Here is a 17,824-nt window from a genome sequence, read left to right as displayed (position 1 = left end):
TGGCGAGAATGGCGGTGTTGCTCACGCGCCGGGAGATGCGCGAGCGTTCCGAGTCATGGACCGTGACCGGAGCAACGCCGCCTTCAATCCTGGCTTCTCCCTCCCTCTCTCCCCTTCCCGTCGTCAACTCCTCGCGGCCGCGGGCGCCGCCGGTGCCGTCACCGCCATGGGTGTCGCGCCGGCCGCCGCGCAGCCGCCCCGCGAGCTCTCGCTGTCCTTCACGGCGGCCACCAACGGCTCGGCGACCCTCGCGCCCGGCGGGGGCCGGCTGATCGCCGAGGTCCAGAACGTGCTCTGGTCCCTCCCGCGCACCGGTGGCAAGGCCGTACCGCTCACCCCGGCGGACCTCGAACCGAACCGTCCCGTGCACGCCCCCGACGGCAAGCTCATCGCCTTCTGCGCCTACCGGGGCGGCGGCTTCCACATCTGGACGATGCGGCCCGACGGCTCGGACGTACGGCAGCGCACCGACGGGCCCTGGGACGACCGGGGACCGGCTTGGTCGCCCGACGGCACCCGGATCGCCTTCGCCTCCGAGCGCGGCGGCGACCAGGTGACCGGCAGTCCGTACCGCATCCATGTACTGGACCTGCGTTCCGGTGACATCGCCCGGGTGACCGGTCTGCCGGGGCAGGAGGGTCCTGCGCAGGACGGGGCGTGGGAGGACTTCGACCCCACGTGGTCGCCGGACGGGAAGCGGATCCTCTTCGTCCGGGCGAAGGGCGTCACCACCGCCAACGGCCTCGGGCTCGACGCCCGGACCGTCGCCGCCGTCCCCGCGTCGGGCGCGGGCCCGGTCGTCGTGGAGCACACCGAGACCGCGGCCGCCCAGATCGTGGCCCCCGTCCTCGCGGCGGACGGCCGCCGCCTGGCGTATCTGCGGACCACCGCGTCACCCAACGGCTCGTGCACGCTGGTCGTCGACGGTGAACCCGTCGCGGTCGCCGGGGACATCGCGCCGGTGCCTCCCCGCTGGACACCCGAGGGCGAGCTGCTGCTCACCGTGGACGGCAGCTTCACCGTCGTGCGACCGGAGAAGCCGGCCGAGGCGGACGCGATCCCCTTCGAGGGCGTACTGCCCGTGGACCGGCCGCGCTATCAGGTCAAGGAGTACGACCTGGGTGAGGCGGGACGGGCGCGGCCGGTGCGGGGCATCCACCTGCCCGCGCTCTCGCCCGACGGGCGGCAGGTCGCCTTCGCCGCCCTCAACTCGCTCTGGGTGGCCGACAGTTCGGGAGGCCGGGCGCCGGAGCGGCTGCGCCGGTCGGCACCCACCGGCTACCTGCTGGGCCCCTCGTGGGCGCGCGACGGACGCTCACTGCTGTACGCGGACGACCGCGACGGGCTGCTCGGCGTGTACCGGCGAGATCTGGCCACCGGCGAGGAGACCGCGCTCGCCACCGGGGGCCGGGTGCATCCGGCGCTCTCGCCCGACGGGAAACGGCTTGCCTGCCTCGACATGAGCGGGCGGCTCGTCGTCCGGGACCTCGCGGCCGGTGCGGAACAGGTGCTGGCGACGCCGCTCGGCGCGGGCGGTCTGCCCGGCCGGCCCAGTTGGTCGCCGGACGGCCGCTACCTCGCCCTCTGCGACCGCAACCGCCTCAACCTCCGTTTCCGGGAGGGCTACAACCTCGTCCGCGTCGTCGACACCACGACCGGTACGGACCGGCTGCACGCGGTCGCGCCGCATGTCTCGCTCTCCGACCGGTACGACTCGGGGCCCGTCTGGTCGCCCGACGGGCGCTGGATGGCGGTGATCGTCGAGTCCGCGCTGTGCCTGCTGCCCGTCGCACCCGACGGCACCCCGCGCGGTGCCCTGCGCACCCTCACGACCGAACCGGCCGACCACCCGTCCTGGTCCGGCGACTCGAAGACCCTGCTGTACCTGTCCGGCACTCGGCTGCGGCTCATCGGCGTCGACGGCGGCCCGGCCCGTACCGTCCGCGTGCCGCTCGACCAGCGCCGCCCGGCACCGGCCGACACGGTGGTGCACGCCGGTCAACTGTGGGACGGTACCGGCGAGTCCGTACGGGACGACGTCGACATCGTCGTGCGTGGCGGCCGCGTCACCGCCGTCGAACCGCACCGCCGACGCACGGCCCTGCGCCTGATCGACGCCTCGGAGCGGACCGTCGTGCCGGGGCTGTGGGACACGCACACCCACCCGTGGCAGGTCACCTACGGCGGCCGGCAGACCGTCGGCCAGCTCACCTACGGCATCACGACCGCCGTGTCCCTCGGCGGGTTCGCCTACGAACAGGCCCGGATCCGCGAGGCAGTGACGGCGGGTCAGCTCGCCGGGCCCCGGCTGCTGACCACCGGCGAACTGCTCGACGGCTCCCGGGTCGCGTACAGCATGGGGCGTGCCCACCGGACCAGGGACGGGCTGCGGCGCTCACTGGAACGGGGTGCCGCGCTGGACTGGGACTTCGTGAAAACCTATGTACGGGCGCCGAGTTGGGTGATGGAGGAGGCGGCCCGGTTCGGACACGAGCGGCTCGGCGTGCGCTCGGGCAGCCATCTGCTCTCGCCCGGCGTGCAACTGGGACAGGATCTGACGACCCATCTGCAGGCCACCCAGCGCTACGAGTCCGGACACGCGATCACCGCTTCCGGGCGCGCCTACCAGGACCTGCTGGAGATCTACACGGCACGCGGCGTCAACTTCGGCCTGATCGCCACACCGTTCACCTCCGCGCCGCTCCTCGGCGCGGACCCCGGGCTCGCCGACGACCCCCGGGTCACCGCCGTGATGCCGCCCTGGGACGCCGCCCTGGTCCGGCAGGGGGCGGGCGTGCCGCCGACCCCGGCCCAACTGGCCACGCTGCGCACGGAGACCGACATCTACCGGCGGATCCTGGCCGCCGGAGGCATCGTCGCCCTCGGCACCGACCAGCCGCTCGTCGCCGTCGGCCTCTCCCTCCACATCGGACTGCGCGCACTGCACCGGGGCGGCCTGTCCCCGGCGGCGGCCCTGCGCACCGTGACCGTGCTGCCCGCCCGACTCTTCGGTGTCGAGGACGACCTCGGCACGGTCGAGCCCGGCAAACTCGCCGACCTGACCATCGTGGACGGCGACCCGTTCGAGGACTTCGACACGCTCGTACGAACCGTCTCCGTACTCCGGGGCGGGGTGCCGTACACGACCGACGACCTCGTCGCCGCGTACGAGCCGGTCCCCGAACGCGCGGCACGCCACGCGGCGGGCGAAGACGACTGGCTGGACGTCGGACGCCTGATGCGCCGGGACGGATGCTGCGACCCGGGCCTCTGAGCGACGCGGTGGACCCGCCCGGGCCGTGAGGCCGAGGGCGGGCCCGCTGTCGTCGGGTTGCGGCGGTCAGGCCGTGTCGAAGGTGTAGTGCCTCGTGTGGTCCAGCAGGTCGGCGGGTGTGGAGTCGTTCCACGGCTTCATGGTCTCGCCGCGGTCGACGACGTCCGGTGTGCCCGCGAGGGGCAGGTAGCCGGAGGCCGGGTGTCTGCGCTGCCACTCGGCCCACAGCTTGTCCACGTACGCGTGGTGCAGCCAGAAGACCGGGTCGTTCGGGGAGACACCGGTGGCCATCTGCCCGCCCACCCACACATGGACGCGGTTGTGGAGGTTGACGCCCCGCCACCCCTCCAGGTGGTTGCGGAAGCCGTCGGAGGCGCTGTTCCACGGTGCCATGTCGTAGGTGGACATGGCGAGTACGGACTCGACCTCGGCGGGGGTGGGCAGTTGACGGCCGCTGCCGCCGAGCGAGCGGCGCAGATACGTGCGCGTGTCGACGCGTACGGATATGGGCCAGTCGCCGGTGGACGCGGCGAACGGACCGTCCGTGACCCGTCCGTCGACGGAGCGGCCCGTGCCACCGAGGAAGTCCGGCCCCCACAGGGCGGCCCGGGTCGTGCGGTCGGCGCTCCAGTCCCAGTACGGCAGCGCCACGGAGGCGTCCACCGACTGCAGCGCCCGCTCGAACTCCAGGAGGAATCTGCGGTGCCAGGGCAGGAACGAGGGTGAACGGTGGCCGACCCGTTCGCCGCTGTCCGTGTCGCCGAGGATGAACGCGTTGTGGGTCGTGACGAAGCCGTCGTACCGGCCGGTGCGCTTCAGCTCGATCAGCGCGGCGACCAGCCTGCGCTTCTCGTCGGCGGTCAGGTTCGCCTGGTTCTTGCGTACGGTCATTGCGGTGAACTCCATTGCTCTGTAGGTCAGTTGAAAGGGACGAGGGGCGCGCCCTGGAGCTCCTCGACGGCGGCGCGGGCCGCCGTGCGCGGGTTCGGCACCGGGTCGTAGTGGCTCACGACGCTGATCCAGGTGCCGTCGGCGTTGCGCATCACGTGCAGCTCGACGCCGTCCACGAACACCGCGTAACCCGCGCCGTGGTGATGGCCTCCGCCGGACGGACGGCCCTGTATTCGACGGCCTCGGTAGACCTCGTCGAAGTCGAAGGGCGCGGGGGAGGGTGCGGGGGTGGGCCCGCCGTGGTGGTCCGCGGCGGAGGCCGGCGAAGGAGAGAGCGCGGTGAACGCGCCGGCGGTGACGGCCAGTCCGGCCGCGCCTCGCAGTGCGAGACGGCGAGTGGGATCGGGCATGCGGATACGTCCTTGTGCTCGGTCCGGGGGCAGGCGCTGTCGCATATGCCGCCGGAATTGGGCCGGTTGACGATTCGTATGCCTATCGGGCCCTTGGGGGAGCGGGGAAACCGTGGCGACCTGGTTGGCTGCGATACGGACAATTCGCTACATGTCATACAAGATTGAACAAGGGTGATCTTGCTGTGGAGAGGGCCGGCGGAGGCCCCTGCCAGGGAACTTCGTTTCTCTGCGCGGCTCGTGGCGGTGATCTTCCGGGTTCCCTTGCGTCCCGTGGTGTCGATCACGCCTGGAAACTGACGTGAATGCCCACCTTCGGTCCGCCTACGATCCGTGCCATGAGCGACCACCGGCCCCAGCTCGATCAGGTCCTCCGCCTGGTGCGCGACGTACTCGGCGCGGAAGTGGCGGGCGTCTTTCTGCACGGCTCGGCCGTCCTCGGCGGCCTGCGGCCCGACAGTGACCTCGACGTGTTCGTCGTCGCCCGGCGACGCATGACGGATCGCGAGCGACGGGACCTGCTCGATGGGCTGCTCTGGATCTCCGGCCGCGGCGCCCGGAGCGGAGAGCCGGGTCGGCCGGTCGAGCTGATCGTCGTCGCCCAAGGGGACGTCCGGCCCTGGCGGTATCCGCCGCGCTGCGAGTTCCTCTACGGCGAGTGGCTGCGCGAGGAGTTCGAGCGGGGAGAGGTGCCCGCCCCGGCGGTCATGCCCGATCTGGCGCCGCTGATCACGATGATCCTCCTCGGGGACACCCCGCTCTTCGGGCCGCCGCCCGCGCGGCTCCTCGACCCCGTGCCGCACGACGACCTCCGGCGTGCGATCGTCGCCGGGGTGCCGGAACTGCTGGCCGACCTCGCGTCGGACACCCGCAACGTCCTGCTGACGCTCGCCCGCGTCTGGACGACCCTCGCGACCGGCACCGTCACCTCGAAGGACGCGGCGGCCTCCTGGGCGCTCGACCGCCTCCCGGACCGGCACCGGCCCGTACTGGCCCGTGCGCGCTCCCTCTACCTCGGCGGCCAGGACAGCCTCATGGAGCCCTCCGATTCCGAAGTACCCGGAAGCGAGTCGTGGGACGGTCGGATGCCGGCGGTCCGTGCACACGTCGATGTCGTTGTCCGCGCGATCGAGCAACTGGCCGAGCGGGACGACTACTAGGAACCGGATCGTCCACATAAGGCCGTAAGTGGCGATCGCCCTGGCCAGGCCGATCGTGCGCCGTCGCAACTAATGTGATGAAAGAGCGCCACGGGGGGCGTACGCCGGGATACGCTCCCCGCGCACCCACGTTCGAGTCCGCGCCCGTGGAGGCCGGTCACCCCGGCTTGTCGTGTGCGGGTTCAGCGGAGCCCAAACGCGAGAGACATACCGTCCGGTCTGACGCTCCACCCTCACCGCGACCCGGTGAGTCCAGCCGATTCCGGAAGGCTCCACGCGCCCGGGCACCGGCCGACCCTCGGCGTCCGCCACCGGTACCAGTACGAGCCCTTCCGGTGCGGCGCCCCGAACCCCCTTGTCAAGGCAGCCTCGGCGCGACCTCGGCACCGAACGACGCACAACGGACTCCGCCCTGGAACCGTGCGCTGCGGACGTCTCCCTCACGATCTGCCGTTCCGGCCGGGCGTGGACGACGGCCGTCGGCCGCCCGGCGCACACGCGGTCGCCGAGTCCCACCGACTGCCTGTCACCCAGTGAGGAACAATGAGCATGCGCGCCCGCACGACCGTAGCTGCGGCCATATCCACGGTCCTGACCCTCTCTCTCGCCTCATGCGGTGAAGGTTCCGACGCCGGCAGCGGTGACGGGACCGCATCCGTGGGGATCGCCATGCCCACGAAGACGTCGCAGCGGTGGATCGACGATGGCCGGAACATGGTCGACGAGCTCAAGGGGTTCGGATACAACACCACCTTGAAGTACGCCGACAACGACCCGAAGAACCAGGTCGCGCAGGTGGAGGCCATGATCGACGACGGCGTGGACGCCCTCGTCATCGCCTCGGTCGACGGGCGTGCCTTCACCGACGTCCTGAGCAAGGCCAAGGACTCCGGTATCCCCGTGATCTCCTACGACCGGCTGATCCTCGGCAGCGACGCCGTCAACTACTACGCGTCCTTCGACAACGTGAAGGTCGGCTCGCAGCAGGCCGACTTCATCGTGGAGTCGCTGGGGCTCGTCAACGGCAGCCGCAAGGGCCCGTTCACCATCGAGCTCTTCGCGGGTTCGCCCGACGACAACAACACGCGCTACTTCTACGACGCCTCGATGGAAGTGCTGGAGCCCTACATCCAGAACGGCGACCTGATCGTCAGATCCGGGGAGACGGATCTCGACCAGGTCACCACCCTCCGCTGGGACGGCCCCACGGCGGAGAAGCGCATGAACAAGATCCTCGACTCGAAGTACAACGGCCAGACCATCGACGCGGTCCTCTCGCCGTACGACGGAATGTCCATCGGCATCCTCAACGCGCTGAAGGAGCACGGGTACGGAGGTGCGGGGAAGCCGCTGCCCATCGTCACCGGCCAGGACGCCGAGGCGCCCTCCATCAAGTCGATCGTGGACGGCGAGCAGACCCAGACCGTCTACAAGGACACCCGCGAGCTGGCACTGGTCACCTCCTACATGGTCAACTCCGTCGTCCACGATAAGAAGCCGGCGGTCAACGACACCAGGACGTACGACAACGGCAAGAAGGTCGTGCCCGCGTACCTCCTTGAGCCCGTGAGCGTCGACAAGGGCAACTACGAGCAGGTGCTCATCGACTCGGGCTACATGAAGAAGAGCGACCTGAAGTGAACCGTGAACGCCTGTGGGGCGGGGAGATCTCTCCCCGCCCCACAGGCGTTCGTATGCGGGTTGCCGGTCCGCGTCAGTTGACGAAGACCGCCGGGCTGCCGGTCTGCGTCGTGTCGGTGACCGGGGCGTACTTGGCGGTGAAGTAGCCGTTGCTGAAGCACAGCGACGAGCCGGAGAACTTCGTGAACTGCTGCTTGCTGAACGAGATGCTGTTGTCGGCGTTGTCGGCCGTGCCGGACAGGCTGGGTGCCTGGTAGACGCAGGTGATGCTGCCAAGGAGCGTACGCAGCACGACGGTTGTCTGGATGGTTGAGCCGGCGGCCGGTGTGATGGTGACCGAGCCGTCGGAGCCCACGGCCGAGGTGTAGGGCAGGTTGTCGACCTTGATGCTGGTGACGCCGAGTACGCCGACGACGTTGCTGGTGCAACTGCTGCTGTCGAAGGTGTGCTCGGTGACCGACTCGGTGGCCGTGCCGGGCGCGGCCGGGTTGTCGACGACCGAGGCGACGAACTTCGACGACGTGCAGGAGAGACCGCTCGTGCCGGTGCTGCTGGAGTAGAGCGTGGCACTGGTGCCGGCGGCCAGCGAGGAGTTGAGTACGGCGCCGGCCGCGACGGCGGTACCGCCTGCGCCACCGGTGGTCAGGACCGAGCCGTCGGCCGCGGAGGCCGGGCCGGCCGCCGAGAGGGCGAGCGCCGTGACGGCGGCGGACAGTGCGAGGGAGGTCCGAGTACGCATGCGGGTGTGCCTCATTCCGAGAGAGGGGTGGGGGAGCTGGGCCGCCGCCGGTCCGTCGCGCCTTCTCCGTACGCGACGGACCGGCGGTGGCTGCCGGGAGATTGGCCGGAGGCGTCGATGGACGGCCTCCGGCACGGGACCGGCGGCAGGGCGACCGGGCGCGGTCCAGGAGGGGGGAAAGCGACCGTGCCGGTGCCATGGAGGAGTGGATGCGGACCGCACGTGCGGTCGGCCGGTCGTGTGTCGGGTCTGTCGACCATGTGACCGGCCTGCCGACCGTGTGACGGGATGGAGCCCGGGAGTCGACGTGCGCCGCGGGACGGATCCGGCGCCACGGATCCGTGCTAACCAGGGAGAGTTGTAGACCTGAGTGATGTTCAACGTCAAGGTGCAGCAGGGAAGTTGACGGAAGTTCAATGCCTGCGCGGAGTGCGGCAGTTGGCGTCGGACAGGCGCCGAAGGAGGACTCTCCACGGCTTGGTCACATCTCCGACTTCCTTTTTCCACAAGGTGCTTGACCCTCATTGCTTACCGGGGGTAACTTCCGTCGCGGTTACTGCTGCGTAACGAGAAAGCCCTTGCGCCCACCGGGAGGTGTGAGGAGGCGTACGCGGTAGGCGCTGTCCGCGCCAGGACAACGTGCCACTGAAGCCCTACCCGCACTGATACACGCCCCTGGGAGCAGAAAATGGCCTCGTCCTCGGACGCCACCTCGTCAGCCGGTTCCACCCCCGAGCCCTCCGAAGTGCCGGAAAGCGGTTCCATCTCGGAGAGCGCAGAAGGCTCCGAGAGACGCGGGCGGGTCCGTCTGCGCCGCGCCGCGGTGATGGCGGTGCCTGCCACCGCGGTCGCGGCCGGCCTGATGATCATGACTGCCCAGGGGGCCCTGGGCGTGCAGTTCGCGATCTCCGGCATGCCGTTCACCGTCACCGCCACGGAGCTCAACGGTGAGGGCTTCGCGCAGTACGGCGGACTTGACCAGATGGCCGAGGGCAGCCCCAACGAGGGTGATACCGGTGGCCAGGTCCTCGTGGTGGTCTCCGCGATCAAGAAGGCGACCCTCACCAAACTCTGTCAGAGCGTGGACCTCGGCGGTACGAACCTGCTCATCAGGGCCGGCGAGGGCAGCCAGAAGGTGTCCGCGGTCAACCTCACCACCGACTCCACCGAGCTCTCGGGCGACGCGTCCTTCGACAACATCGAGATCGGCAACGACGCCAGCACGCTCGACAAGTCCCACTCGCAGGGTCCGAAGGGCGTCTTCAGCCAGCAGGCCGACACCGTCCGCATCGCCAACCTGCGGCAGACGAACTACGCCACCACCGCGGCGGTCTTCAAGCTCCCCGGTCTGAAGCTGAGCTTCAGCGACAAGGGCTGCTGATGGTCGCCTTCCGGCGCTGGCGCGCGGCCCGTCCTTTCTGGGGCGGGCTGCTGCTCGCCCTGGGCGGAGCCGAGATCCTGATCACGGAGAAGGCGTCACTGAAGGTCGTCATGCACATCGGCATGCAGGGCCTGGCCGGCTACCTCCTGCCGACCCTCATGCTGATTCTCGGCCTGCTGATCCTCTTCAACCCCGCCCAGCGCCTCTTCTACTCGATCCTCGGTGCCCTGCTCTCCCTGGGGACCTGGGTCACCTCGAACCTGGGCGGCTTCTTCATCGGGCTGGTCCTCGGCGTCGTCGGCAGCTGCCTGGCCTTCGGCTGGCTGCCGGACCAGGAACCACGGCGCGCCCGGTCGTGGCGGCGCCGTCGGCAGGAGCCGGTCCCTCATCCGTAGTGCGTCGGGGCGTCGTGAGTGCGTCGGGGCGCCGTGGCGGTCGGCGCCCCCGCGGAGGGTCACTGCACGCCGTGCGGGCGGAACTGGACACTGATCCGGGGACCCGCCGCCCGGGCGCTCTTGGGGATCGCGTGTTCCCAGGTGCGCTGGCAGGAGCCGCCCATCACGATCAGGTCGCCGTGTCCGAGAGGGCGCCGCACCGGGGTGCCGCCCCGTCTTGGCCGTAGCAGCAGGTCGCGCGGAGCGCCCACGGACAGGATGGCGACCATCGTGTCCTCGCGAGCGCCCCGGCCGATCCGGTCCCCGTGCCAGGCCACGCTGTCCCGGCCGTCGCGGTAGAAGCAGAGCCCGGCGGTGGTGAACGGTTCCCCCAGCTCGTCGGCGTAGTGCGCGGACAGGGCCTCCCGGGCCTCGTCCAGGACGGGGTCCGGCAGCGCGTCGTCGGCACCGTAGAACGCGAGCAGCCGCGGCACGTCCACCATGTGCTCGTACATCTGCCGCCGCTCGGCCCGCCAGGGCACCTCGGCGGCCAGCCGCGCGAACAGCGCGTCCGCCCCGTGCAGCCAGCCCGGCAGCAGATCGATCCACGCCCCGTCGCCGAGCACGGTCCGGCGCAGCCCGTCGAGCGGGCCGAGGCGGACCTCGTCGGTCTGGTCGAACAGTGAACCCTGGAGGTGCGTGGACATGCTTCCAGGGTACCCATGTATTCGAATGTGTGTGCTATCGCGGTCCGTGGCTGCGGGATCGCGGAAGAGCACCGACAACTTTCGGAAGCCATGTCGAATGCGCCGGGTCCCGATCGACGCAAGGGTGTAGGCAGCACCTCCAGGACTCAGGAGCACCCATCGTGACCGTAACCGCGGATATGGCTATCTCCCTCGACGGCTACATCGCCGGCGCCAATGTCGCCATCGACAACCCGGGAGGCGACGGCGCCGAGCCGCTCTTTGAGTGGATCCACAACCTGGCGAGCTGGCGCGAGCGCCAGGGCATGACGGGCGGGGAGGAGAACCGCGACTCCGAGCTGATGCGCGAGTGGTTCGACGCCACCGGAGCGGTGGTCATGGGCCGGATGATGTACGACACCGGCGAGGAGTTCTGGGGCGACAACCCACCCTTCCGGGCCCCGGTCTTCGTCCTCACCCACCGGCCCCGGCCGACCCTCGTCAAAGAGGGCGGCACCACCTTCACTTTCGTCACCGACGGTATCCACAGCGCGCTCGACCGGGCGAAGGCCGCCGCGGGGGACCGGAACGTCGACATCGCGGGCGGGGCGAGCACGGTGCAGCAGTACCTGCGGGAAGGGCTCATCGACGAGTTGCAGCTGCACGTGGTGCCCGCGCTCCTCGGGGAGGGGTTGAGGCTCTTCGAGGGACTGGGCGCCGGGCGGCGCCTTGAGCCGGTCGGCGTGGTCGGCACCCCTCTGGCCACTCATCTGAAGTACCGCTTCGTGAAGTGACCGGGCCCCGACAGTCGACGCACGGCGATCGAACCCAACACCTCTCCGGTGTCTGCCGGTTGGGCCGGAACGGCGTCGGCTGTCGGGGCCCGCGACCGGTTCATTTCGCCGCGGGAGGAGACGTGACCAGCGCCGGCATACCCTGCGAATGACATCGATGGATCCGTTCCGCGACGAAGCCCGCAGCCGTGGTTTACCCGAGGACGAGGTCGAGCGGTGGCTCGACACCGCCCGTCGTTGCGCGATGCTGGGCCTCGCCGGTGAGGCGCCGCTCGCCGGCCCGCTTGCCGGACGGCTGGGTGGGTTGCCGCCCATGCCCAATGACGAGCCCGCGCCGGACCTGCCGTTCCTCGCCGCGGTCGACCTCGCGGCCGTCCCACCGGGCGCGACGGACCTCCCGCTGCCCGAGGACGGCACGTTGCTCTTCTTCGCGGACACGGAGGACCCGTGGAGCGGCGACGACTGGCACCGGCTCGTCTACGTCCCGGTCGGCACGCCCGTCTCCGAACGCGCTTCGAGCTGCGAGTGGCTGCCGGAGGTCCGCCCGGCCCGGGATCTGCATCTGACGATCACGCCCTCGCTGCCCAACCGCGGTTCGGACACCGAGGAGTTCCCGCACGGCAGCGAGCTGGGATCCGTGTGGTGGAAGACCTGCGGCGAGATGACGACGGACGGACTGGTACAGATGGGCGGCTTCCCGTGGGTCTGGAACGCCGATCCCATCACGGATCACGACCACGGCCCGGGTGACTGGGTGCTGCTCGCGGAGGTCGGGGGCGAGGGTGTGACCGAGGGTGACCTGGGCGTCGTCCACTGGGTGATTCGCCGGGACGACCTGGCCGGCCGCCACTTCGACCGGGCCCGGGCCCACTTCGACATGGTCGGCTGACGCGGCCTCGGACGATGCGTAGTCCTCCCGGTCCGCAGAGCCCCAAGTGCCCTTCCCACGTACCGGAATTGAGGGCCTCGGAGGCGCCCTGAACGGGGTCGTACGCGGCTTCGGTGGGCCCTCGGACGCGTTCTGGGCGCGGTGCGCGGGCCCCGGGTCGACCACTTCCGGGCGGGCCCTCACCCGCCCGTCCACGGTCTCGGCGAAACCGCTCTGACCTGGTGTTTTCCTGGATTTCTCCTAGCCTGGGGAGGCCTACTGGACGCCATGGGAGGGGTCTTTGTGAGTGAGGAAGGCACGGGGTACGACGCTGCCCGGATCGAGGTGCTGGAGGGGCGGGAAGCCGTTCGGAAACGGCCCGGGATGTGGGTCGGCTCGACCGGCGAACGCGGCCTGCATCAACTGGTGTTCGACGTCGTCGGCCGAGCGGTGAACCAGGTCCTGGCCCGCGGCGGCGGCTCCGTCGCCGTCACGCTCACGCCCGACGGCGGCGTACGGGTCACCGACGACGGGACGGGGGGTCCCTTCGAGGCCGTCGGAAACACCTTGGGCCCGGATCTCGAAGCGCTGCTGACCGGCTTTCCCGCCGGGCCCGAGCCCAGTGGCCGACACATCGCGGAAGTGGGCCATCTCGGTGGGGGGCTCTTCGTCGCCAACGCCCTGTCGAGCCGGCTGACGGCCGAGGTGCCGTCCGAGGGGGGCCGCCGGATCCACGAGTACGCGAGAGGCGTCGAGGTCACCCCGTCCGCCACCACGGGGTCCGCGACCGGAAGCGGAACGACCGTCGCCTTCTGGCCCGACAGCGAGATCTTCCAGACGACGAGATGCTCGTTCGCCGTGCTGGCCGAGCGATTCCGGCAGGTGGCCTTCCTCAACCGGGGCCTGGGGATCTCGCTGACCGACGAACGTCCTACGGGCGGCGAGGCCCGGGCGGTCTCGTTCCGGTTCCCGGAGGGAGTACGGGACTTCGTGGCCGCCCTCCACGCGGAGACGGGGGCGGCCGTCCACCCGGACGTCATCGGTTTCGAACGGGAGGACCCGCGGATGGCGGGGGCGATGGAGGTGGCCCTCCTGTGGTGCGGCTCGCGCGAGGAGCGGATGCGCAGCTTCGCCAACAGCCGGGCCACTCACCAGGGCGGTACGCACGTGGAGGGCTTCCGCGACGGAGTGGCGGCCGCGGTCACCGCGTACGCACGGGCACACGGGTTGCCGGCGGCGGAACCTGATCCCGGCGCCGACCGGATCTGCAGGAGCCTCACGGCAGTCGTGTCGGTGAAGCTCGACCGTCCCGAATACCTCGGCGCCACGCGCGGGCTGCTGGGCAACACCGACGTGCGGGGCTGTGTTGAGGAGGGCGTCCGGGAACACCTCGGCGACTGGTTCGAGGAGAATCCGGAGCGGGCCGCGGAGTTCGTCGGCCGAATCGTCCGGGGCGTCCAGCAGGATTGAGCAGCAGCGGACGGCCCGTCGAAGCCGCGCGAAAGCGTTGCCGGTCTCGGTGGACGTGACCGGCACGGACGTGCGGACACGACCGGCCGGGCCGGCTCATCCCAAGGTCAGCAGGACGACGGCGCCGCCTGCGCCGAGCAGTCCGGAGACCTGCCATCGGCTGACCTTCTCGTTCAGCAGCGCAAGCCCCAGCACCGTCGGTATCGCCGGGTACAGCGATGCCAGGACGACGGCAAGGGCCAGCATCTGCTGCTGAGCCGCCCACAGATAGAGCACCAGGCCGAGGGCCGCGCCCGCGCCGATCACGACGGCCTGGGCCAGGGGCCAGGGCGCCTGGCGGAACCGCGAGCGGTACCGCCAGGCGCTCGGCAGCAGCAGGACGACGGCCGTCACGCGCCCGGCGACCACGGGCCACACCCCGCTCCCTGGATCGGCCTGCGCCAGCCCGATGTACTGCACCGCCACCCCCGCGCTTGCGAGCAGACCGTCCACGGTCGCCCGTGCCGTACCAGTACCGCGGTCGCCCCCACCGGAGACGCACCACAGCGCGGGCACTGTCACGCAGATGCCCAGCCAGGCCAGGGGAGTCGGCCGGTCGCCCAGAAAGCAGACGCCGCACAGCACGGACAGCGCCACCCCGGTCACGGCGCTCACCGGAACCACGATGCTCATGGCGCCGCGGCTCAGACCGCGGTTGAGGAAATGCATGGCCGCACCGCTGCCCACCCCGGACAGCGCTCCCCACAGCACATCGGCGGACCGTACGGCGTCCGCGGGCAGCGCCGAGGCCAACATGAGCGCCAGCAGCAGCCCGCCGATCTGCCCGAGAAAAGTGACCACGGCGAAGTGAATGCGGCGGGACAGCAGTCCACCGGCGAAGTCGACAATGCCGTAGCAGGTTGCCGAGGCCAGCGCGAGAAGGGCACCCATCCGCGCCGGGTGCCCCGGCCGGCGTACGCCGATGCCTCGTGAGCCGCTCGCGCCTCAGACGTGCCGTCGCCCTGCGGTCGGAGCGGCTGCGGATGTCACTCCCGGCCGGTGTCGATGACGCAGAAGCGGTTTCCGTCGGGGTCGGCCAGCACCACGAAGTCCGGGTCGTCGGGATACCGGTCCCAGTCGACCCGCTGGGCACCGAGGGAGACCAATCGCTCGACCTCGGCGGCCTGATCCGCCGCGTCTCCGGCGTAGAGGTCCAGATGGACCCGCGGATAGTCCTGGACCGGCGTCTCGCTCAGACCGAGCGACAGTTGGGGGCCCGTGGCCCCTTGCGCGGGCACCAGCACCACCCAGTCGTCCTCCGGCTCGTCGCGCGGGACGTACCCGAGAGCCTCCGTCCAGAATGCTGTCGCACGCGGGACATCCCCTACACCCAACACCACGGATCCGATCTTCAGCATGCGCCGAGTGAAGCAGATGCCCGCCGGTGTGAGGGCTCCTTTTTTGGTGTCCTGCCGCGGGGACCCCTGCGGGTGCGGGTGCGGGTGCGGGTGCGGGTTCGGTCCCGGTCCGGGTCCGGGTGTGCGTTGCGCGTCGTTCGCGTCAGGTTCGGCCGGGGCCTCCGCTGTCGTAGCCTCCGCCGTTGTTCTCGTTCGAGGTCGGAGGCTTCTGCTTCGTCGCGCGGCGGGTCGGGCTGTTTCCGTGGCCGGGGAGCCGGTGCGAGGTCAGCCGATGGTTGCCGCGGGGCATCTCGGCGGGGTCGCGCCGTTCGCGGACCTCGCCCACGGGGCCGGAGTCGGGCAGCCGGGGCTGTTCCTCGGGGCGGGGCGGGCCGGGCTCCTGGGCTCGGATCCGACGGCCCCACCACACGGCCCAGATCAGGGCGCCGACGATGACGACGCCCACCAGGAACGGCACCACTCCGCCCACCACCGCGCCGGAGAGGGCCAGTTGTGTCGTGTCGTTGTCCATCCCCGGCGAGTACCCGGCGCCGCCGACCGAAACAGGGTCTCGACCACCCGAGGCCCGGACGCGAGGGTCGCATGCCCTCCCGAATCGGGTTTTGATATCCGCGCGCAAATTCACGGGAGCGTGTTTTCCGGCGAATCCGTCGGCACCCCCGCCGAAATTCGTCGCCCCCGATTCGATTCACGTCGCTGCTTCGCGACTTTGCCACTTCGTCACTTTGCGCGACCGGTCGGTTATTGATTGTCGCGGCGGGCTCTCGATATTCGGTGCTTCGTTTTGGAATGACCGAATTTGGGAAGTTGGTCTATTAGTGCTTCGGACAGGAGGCACGTCCGTGGGAGCTGGCTCCGCCAGATCGCGGGTGTGTCCAGAGCAGTCCGTGCGCGCCTCACTCCCATGGTGACTGTCCCGTCAGCACCCTCTGAGGGAGATGCGACGCGCCATGCGAATCACCGTCAGAACGAAGCAGCACCCGCACGACGACGCCCCCGACTCGGCCGCGGACTTCGTACGCCTGGCCGCCCTGCCCGACGGGCCCGAGCGGCAAGCCCTGCGTGACGAGCTGGTGCGGGCCTGGCTGCCCATGGCGAACCGCATCGCCCTGCGCTACCGGGGGCGAGGTGAGTCCGTCGAGGATCTCGGTCAGGTGGCGGCTCTCGGCCTCGTCAAGGCCGTCGACCGGTACGCTCCCGAGCGCGGCAACGCCTTCGAGAGCTATGCGATCCCGACCATCACCGGCGAGATCAAGCGCCACTTCCGCGACCACATGTGGGTCCTCCATGTGCCGCGGCGGGTCCAGGACCTGCGCAACCGGGTCCGCGCCGCCGTCAAGGAGCTGTCACAGACGGCGCCGGGCGGCAACCCCACCATCGCCGAGATCGCCGCGTACGCGCACATGACCGAGGACGACGTGCGCGCCGGATTCGAGGCCCTCGACAGCTTCACCGCTCTCTCCCTGGACGCCGAACTGCCCGGCAGCGACGACGGCTACGCGCTGGGGGACGCCCTGGGGGAGTCCGACTCCGGGTTCGACCTCGTGATCGACCGCGAGGCCGTGAAGCCGTGTCTGGCGGCGCTCCCCGAACGCGAGCGGACCATCCTGTACCTGCGCTTCTTCCGGGGCATGACCCAGAGCCGCATCGCGGAGCAGCTCGGCATCTCGCAGATGCACGTCTCCCGGCTGCTCAACGGCTGCTGCGCCAAGGTGCGCGACGAGGCCCTGGCGGAGGCCGTGGCGGCTGACGGAGAGGGTGAGTCAACCGCCCGTCACGGGACTTCCCGGGCCGGGCGGCTGAGTGGCGAGCTCACTGCCGAACCCTCCCGGGAGCGGTTTGCCAGTGAACTGCCACCTCTCGAACTAACCAGTGCGCGCTGACTAAAACACCCTCATCGCAGTGGCGGAGAATCTTCCGGAAGCGATGTGGGTCCATAGCGGTCGAGAGTGTCTTCCAGCGTGGCTCGGACATCCGGCGGGAGATCCCCCTTCTGTCCCCAGACGAGGATCATCTCCGCGACATTCCGCAGTTTGATGTTGGTGTGCTGGGACACTTCCCGAAGTACGGCCCAACCGTCGTCGGGCGTCACCCGGCCGAGTGCCACCATCATGCCGATCGCCTGGTCCACGACGGCATGAGAGGTCACGGCCTCCTTCAACTGGCCGATCTCCTCCTGCAGTTCGGCGATCCGGGGCGCGTCCTCGTCGGGCGCGGCCCGGTCGGGGAGGTCGCGCCCCGGCTCCTCCGCCTTCGAGCCGGCGTCCGAGGTCATCCGTTCCCCTCCGAGGTCGGAACACGTGCAAGGTCTATGTCGTCGCTTCTCTGTGTGACTGCGTCGCTCCAGTCCATCGTCACCACTCGACCGGGCGCATGCCAGCGCGGCACCTACCCAGCATTCACCTGAATACACATGGTGATGAGGCGCTCACGGATTGCGAAGGGCGAGTGCCGGGCGCAGGGTGGTTACGCCAGTCCAACCCTCATCGAAGGACGGAAGACCATGGGTAAGTCAAAGGGCAAGGCCAAGCAGATGAAGGGCAAGATGAAGGAGACCGCCGGCCGGGCCATGGGCGACATGCCCATGGAGACCGAGGGCCGGGGCGAGCAGATGACGGGCCGGGCCCAGGAGCTCGCCGCGAAGGCCTCCGAGCGCGCCAAGAAGTCCGGGCGGTAGACGGACCCCACGCGTTGGTACGCCCCCGGACGGCCGCACAGGGCTCAGGCCCCTGCGCCCGG

17 protein-coding genes and 1 pseudogene are annotated in these 17,824 nt (G+C 70.3%); 10 read left to right on the top strand and 8 right to left on the bottom strand.

The genetic code is table 11. The features are described 5' to 3' along the window. The first annotated feature begins 55 nt into the window (after positions 1 to 55). Complete coding sequence (locus ACIBEI_RS17820) at positions 56 to 3,274, top strand: amidohydrolase family protein (protein WP_398889723.1); 3,219 nt, start codon at positions 56 to 58, stop codon at positions 3,272 to 3,274. Positions 3,275 to 3,340: 66 nt separating this feature from the next. Here ACIBEI_RS17820 and ACIBEI_RS17815 read toward each other — a convergent pair whose 3' ends face one another. Then, a complete protein-coding gene (locus tag ACIBEI_RS17815) occupies positions 3,341 to 4,165 on the bottom strand; it encodes a tyrosinase family protein (RefSeq protein ID WP_398889721.1) in 825 nt (274 codons plus the stop codon). A 26-nt stretch (positions 4,166 to 4,191) separates the two neighbouring features. Then, a complete protein-coding gene (locus ACIBEI_RS17810) occupies positions 4,192 to 4,575 on the bottom strand; it encodes a tyrosinase cofactor (protein ID WP_398889719.1) in 384 nt (127 codons plus the stop codon). Positions 4,576 to 4,913: 338 nt separating this feature from the next. Here ACIBEI_RS17810 and ACIBEI_RS17805 point away from each other — a divergent pair, with 338 nt between their 5' ends. After that, a complete protein-coding gene (locus tag ACIBEI_RS17805; RefSeq protein WP_398889717.1) occupies positions 4,914 to 5,735 on the top strand; it encodes an aminoglycoside adenylyltransferase family protein in 822 nt (273 codons plus the stop codon). A 549-nt stretch (positions 5,736 to 6,284) separates the two neighbouring features. Beyond that, complete coding sequence (chvE, locus tag ACIBEI_RS17800; protein ID WP_398889715.1) at positions 6,285 to 7,376, top strand: multiple monosaccharide ABC transporter substrate-binding protein; 1,092 nt, start codon at positions 6,285 to 6,287, stop codon at positions 7,374 to 7,376. 73 nt (positions 7,377 to 7,449) lie between these two features. Here the strand turns inward: chvE and ACIBEI_RS17795 are convergent, their stop codons facing one another. After that, positions 7,450 to 8,115: a Tat pathway signal sequence domain protein gene (locus tag ACIBEI_RS17795; RefSeq protein WP_398889713.1), complete on the bottom strand. Its 666-nt coding sequence runs from the start codon at positions 8,113 to 8,115 to the stop codon at positions 7,450 to 7,452. A 688-nt stretch (positions 8,116 to 8,803) separates the two neighbouring features. On the opposite strand from ACIBEI_RS17795, the gene ACIBEI_RS17790 reads away from it, so the two are divergent. Both ACIBEI_RS17790 and ACIBEI_RS17785 read left to right on the top strand, forming a co-directional pair. Continuing rightward, a complete protein-coding gene (locus ACIBEI_RS17790; RefSeq protein ID WP_398889711.1) occupies positions 8,804 to 9,496 on the top strand; it encodes a DUF6230 family protein in 693 nt (230 codons plus the stop codon). Continuing rightward, positions 9,496 to 9,891 carry a DUF6114 domain-containing protein gene (locus ACIBEI_RS17785; RefSeq protein WP_398889709.1) on the top strand — a complete coding sequence of 132 codons (396 nt, stop codon included), beginning with the start codon at positions 9,496 to 9,498 and terminating at the stop codon, positions 9,889 to 9,891. Before ACIBEI_RS17790 ends, ACIBEI_RS17785 begins: the two co-directional genes overlap by 1 nt. Before the next feature lie 59 nt (positions 9,892 to 9,950). Here the strand turns inward: ACIBEI_RS17785 and ACIBEI_RS17780 are convergent, their stop codons facing one another. Further along, positions 9,951 to 10,577, bottom strand: a complete 627-nt coding sequence (locus ACIBEI_RS17780) for an alpha-ketoglutarate-dependent dioxygenase AlkB (RefSeq protein ID WP_398889707.1) — start codon at positions 10,575 to 10,577, stop codon at positions 9,951 to 9,953. 161 nt (positions 10,578 to 10,738) lie between these two features. Here ACIBEI_RS17780 and ACIBEI_RS17775 point away from each other — a divergent pair, with 161 nt between their 5' ends. The 3 genes from ACIBEI_RS17775 (at position 10,739) to ACIBEI_RS17765 (ending at position 13,688) form a co-directional block, all read left to right on the top strand. Then, entirely contained in the window at positions 10,739 to 11,350 is a 612-nt protein-coding gene (locus ACIBEI_RS17775) for a dihydrofolate reductase family protein (RefSeq protein WP_398889705.1), read from the top strand. A 148-nt stretch (positions 11,351 to 11,498) separates the two neighbouring features. Further along, positions 11,499 to 12,239 (top strand): DUF1963 domain-containing protein, encoded by a 741-nt coding sequence (locus ACIBEI_RS17770; protein WP_398889703.1) that lies wholly within the window; start codon positions 11,499 to 11,501, stop codon positions 12,237 to 12,239. Positions 12,240 to 12,521: 282 nt separating this feature from the next. After that, entirely contained in the window at positions 12,522 to 13,688 is a 1,167-nt protein-coding gene (locus tag ACIBEI_RS17765; protein WP_398889701.1) for a DNA gyrase subunit B, read from the top strand. A 96-nt stretch (positions 13,689 to 13,784) separates the two neighbouring features. On the opposite strand, the gene ACIBEI_RS17760 is transcribed toward ACIBEI_RS17765, so the two are convergent. The 3 genes from ACIBEI_RS17760 to ACIBEI_RS17750 all read right to left on the bottom strand — a co-directional run bounded on the left by ACIBEI_RS17760 (position 13,785) and on the right by ACIBEI_RS17750 (position 15,596). Then, positions 13,785 to 14,618 (bottom strand): EamA family transporter, encoded by an 834-nt coding sequence (locus ACIBEI_RS17760; protein WP_398889699.1) that lies wholly within the window; start codon positions 14,616 to 14,618, stop codon positions 13,785 to 13,787. 95 nt (positions 14,619 to 14,713) lie between these two features. Further along, positions 14,714 to 15,085, bottom strand: a complete 372-nt coding sequence (locus tag ACIBEI_RS17755; RefSeq protein ID WP_398889697.1) for a VOC family protein — start codon at positions 15,083 to 15,085, stop codon at positions 14,714 to 14,716. Between the two features lie 142 nt (positions 15,086 to 15,227). Further along, positions 15,228 to 15,596, bottom strand: a complete 369-nt coding sequence (locus ACIBEI_RS17750) for a DUF6479 family protein (protein WP_398889695.1) — start codon at positions 15,594 to 15,596, stop codon at positions 15,228 to 15,230. 439 nt (positions 15,597 to 16,035) lie between these two features. Here ACIBEI_RS17750 and ACIBEI_RS17745 point away from each other — a divergent pair. Then, positions 16,036 to 16,824, top strand: a pseudogene (locus tag ACIBEI_RS17745) (SigB/SigF/SigG family RNA polymerase sigma factor); the annotation flags it as partial. A gap of 155 nt (positions 16,825 to 16,979) precedes the next feature. Here ACIBEI_RS17745 and ACIBEI_RS17740 read toward each other — a convergent pair. Beyond that, a complete protein-coding gene (locus ACIBEI_RS17740) occupies positions 16,980 to 17,360 on the bottom strand; it encodes an ANTAR domain-containing protein (RefSeq protein ID WP_307529058.1) in 381 nt (126 codons plus the stop codon). 228 nt (positions 17,361 to 17,588) lie between these two features. Between ACIBEI_RS17740 and ACIBEI_RS17735 the strand changes: the two genes are divergently transcribed. After that, positions 17,589 to 17,762: a CsbD family protein gene (locus tag ACIBEI_RS17735; protein WP_398889694.1), complete on the top strand. Its 174-nt coding sequence runs from the start codon at positions 17,589 to 17,591 to the stop codon at positions 17,760 to 17,762. The last annotated feature ends 62 nt before the right edge of the window (positions 17,763 to 17,824 follow it).

It is taken from the genome of Streptomyces sp. NPDC050988 (assembly GCF_044456225.1).
In the GTDB taxonomy this organism is placed as follows: Bacteria; Actinomycetota; Actinomycetes; order Streptomycetales; family Streptomycetaceae; genus Streptomyces.
Note: the sequence above shows the minus strand (reverse complement) of the source record. Positions and strands in the feature narration are given on the sequence as shown.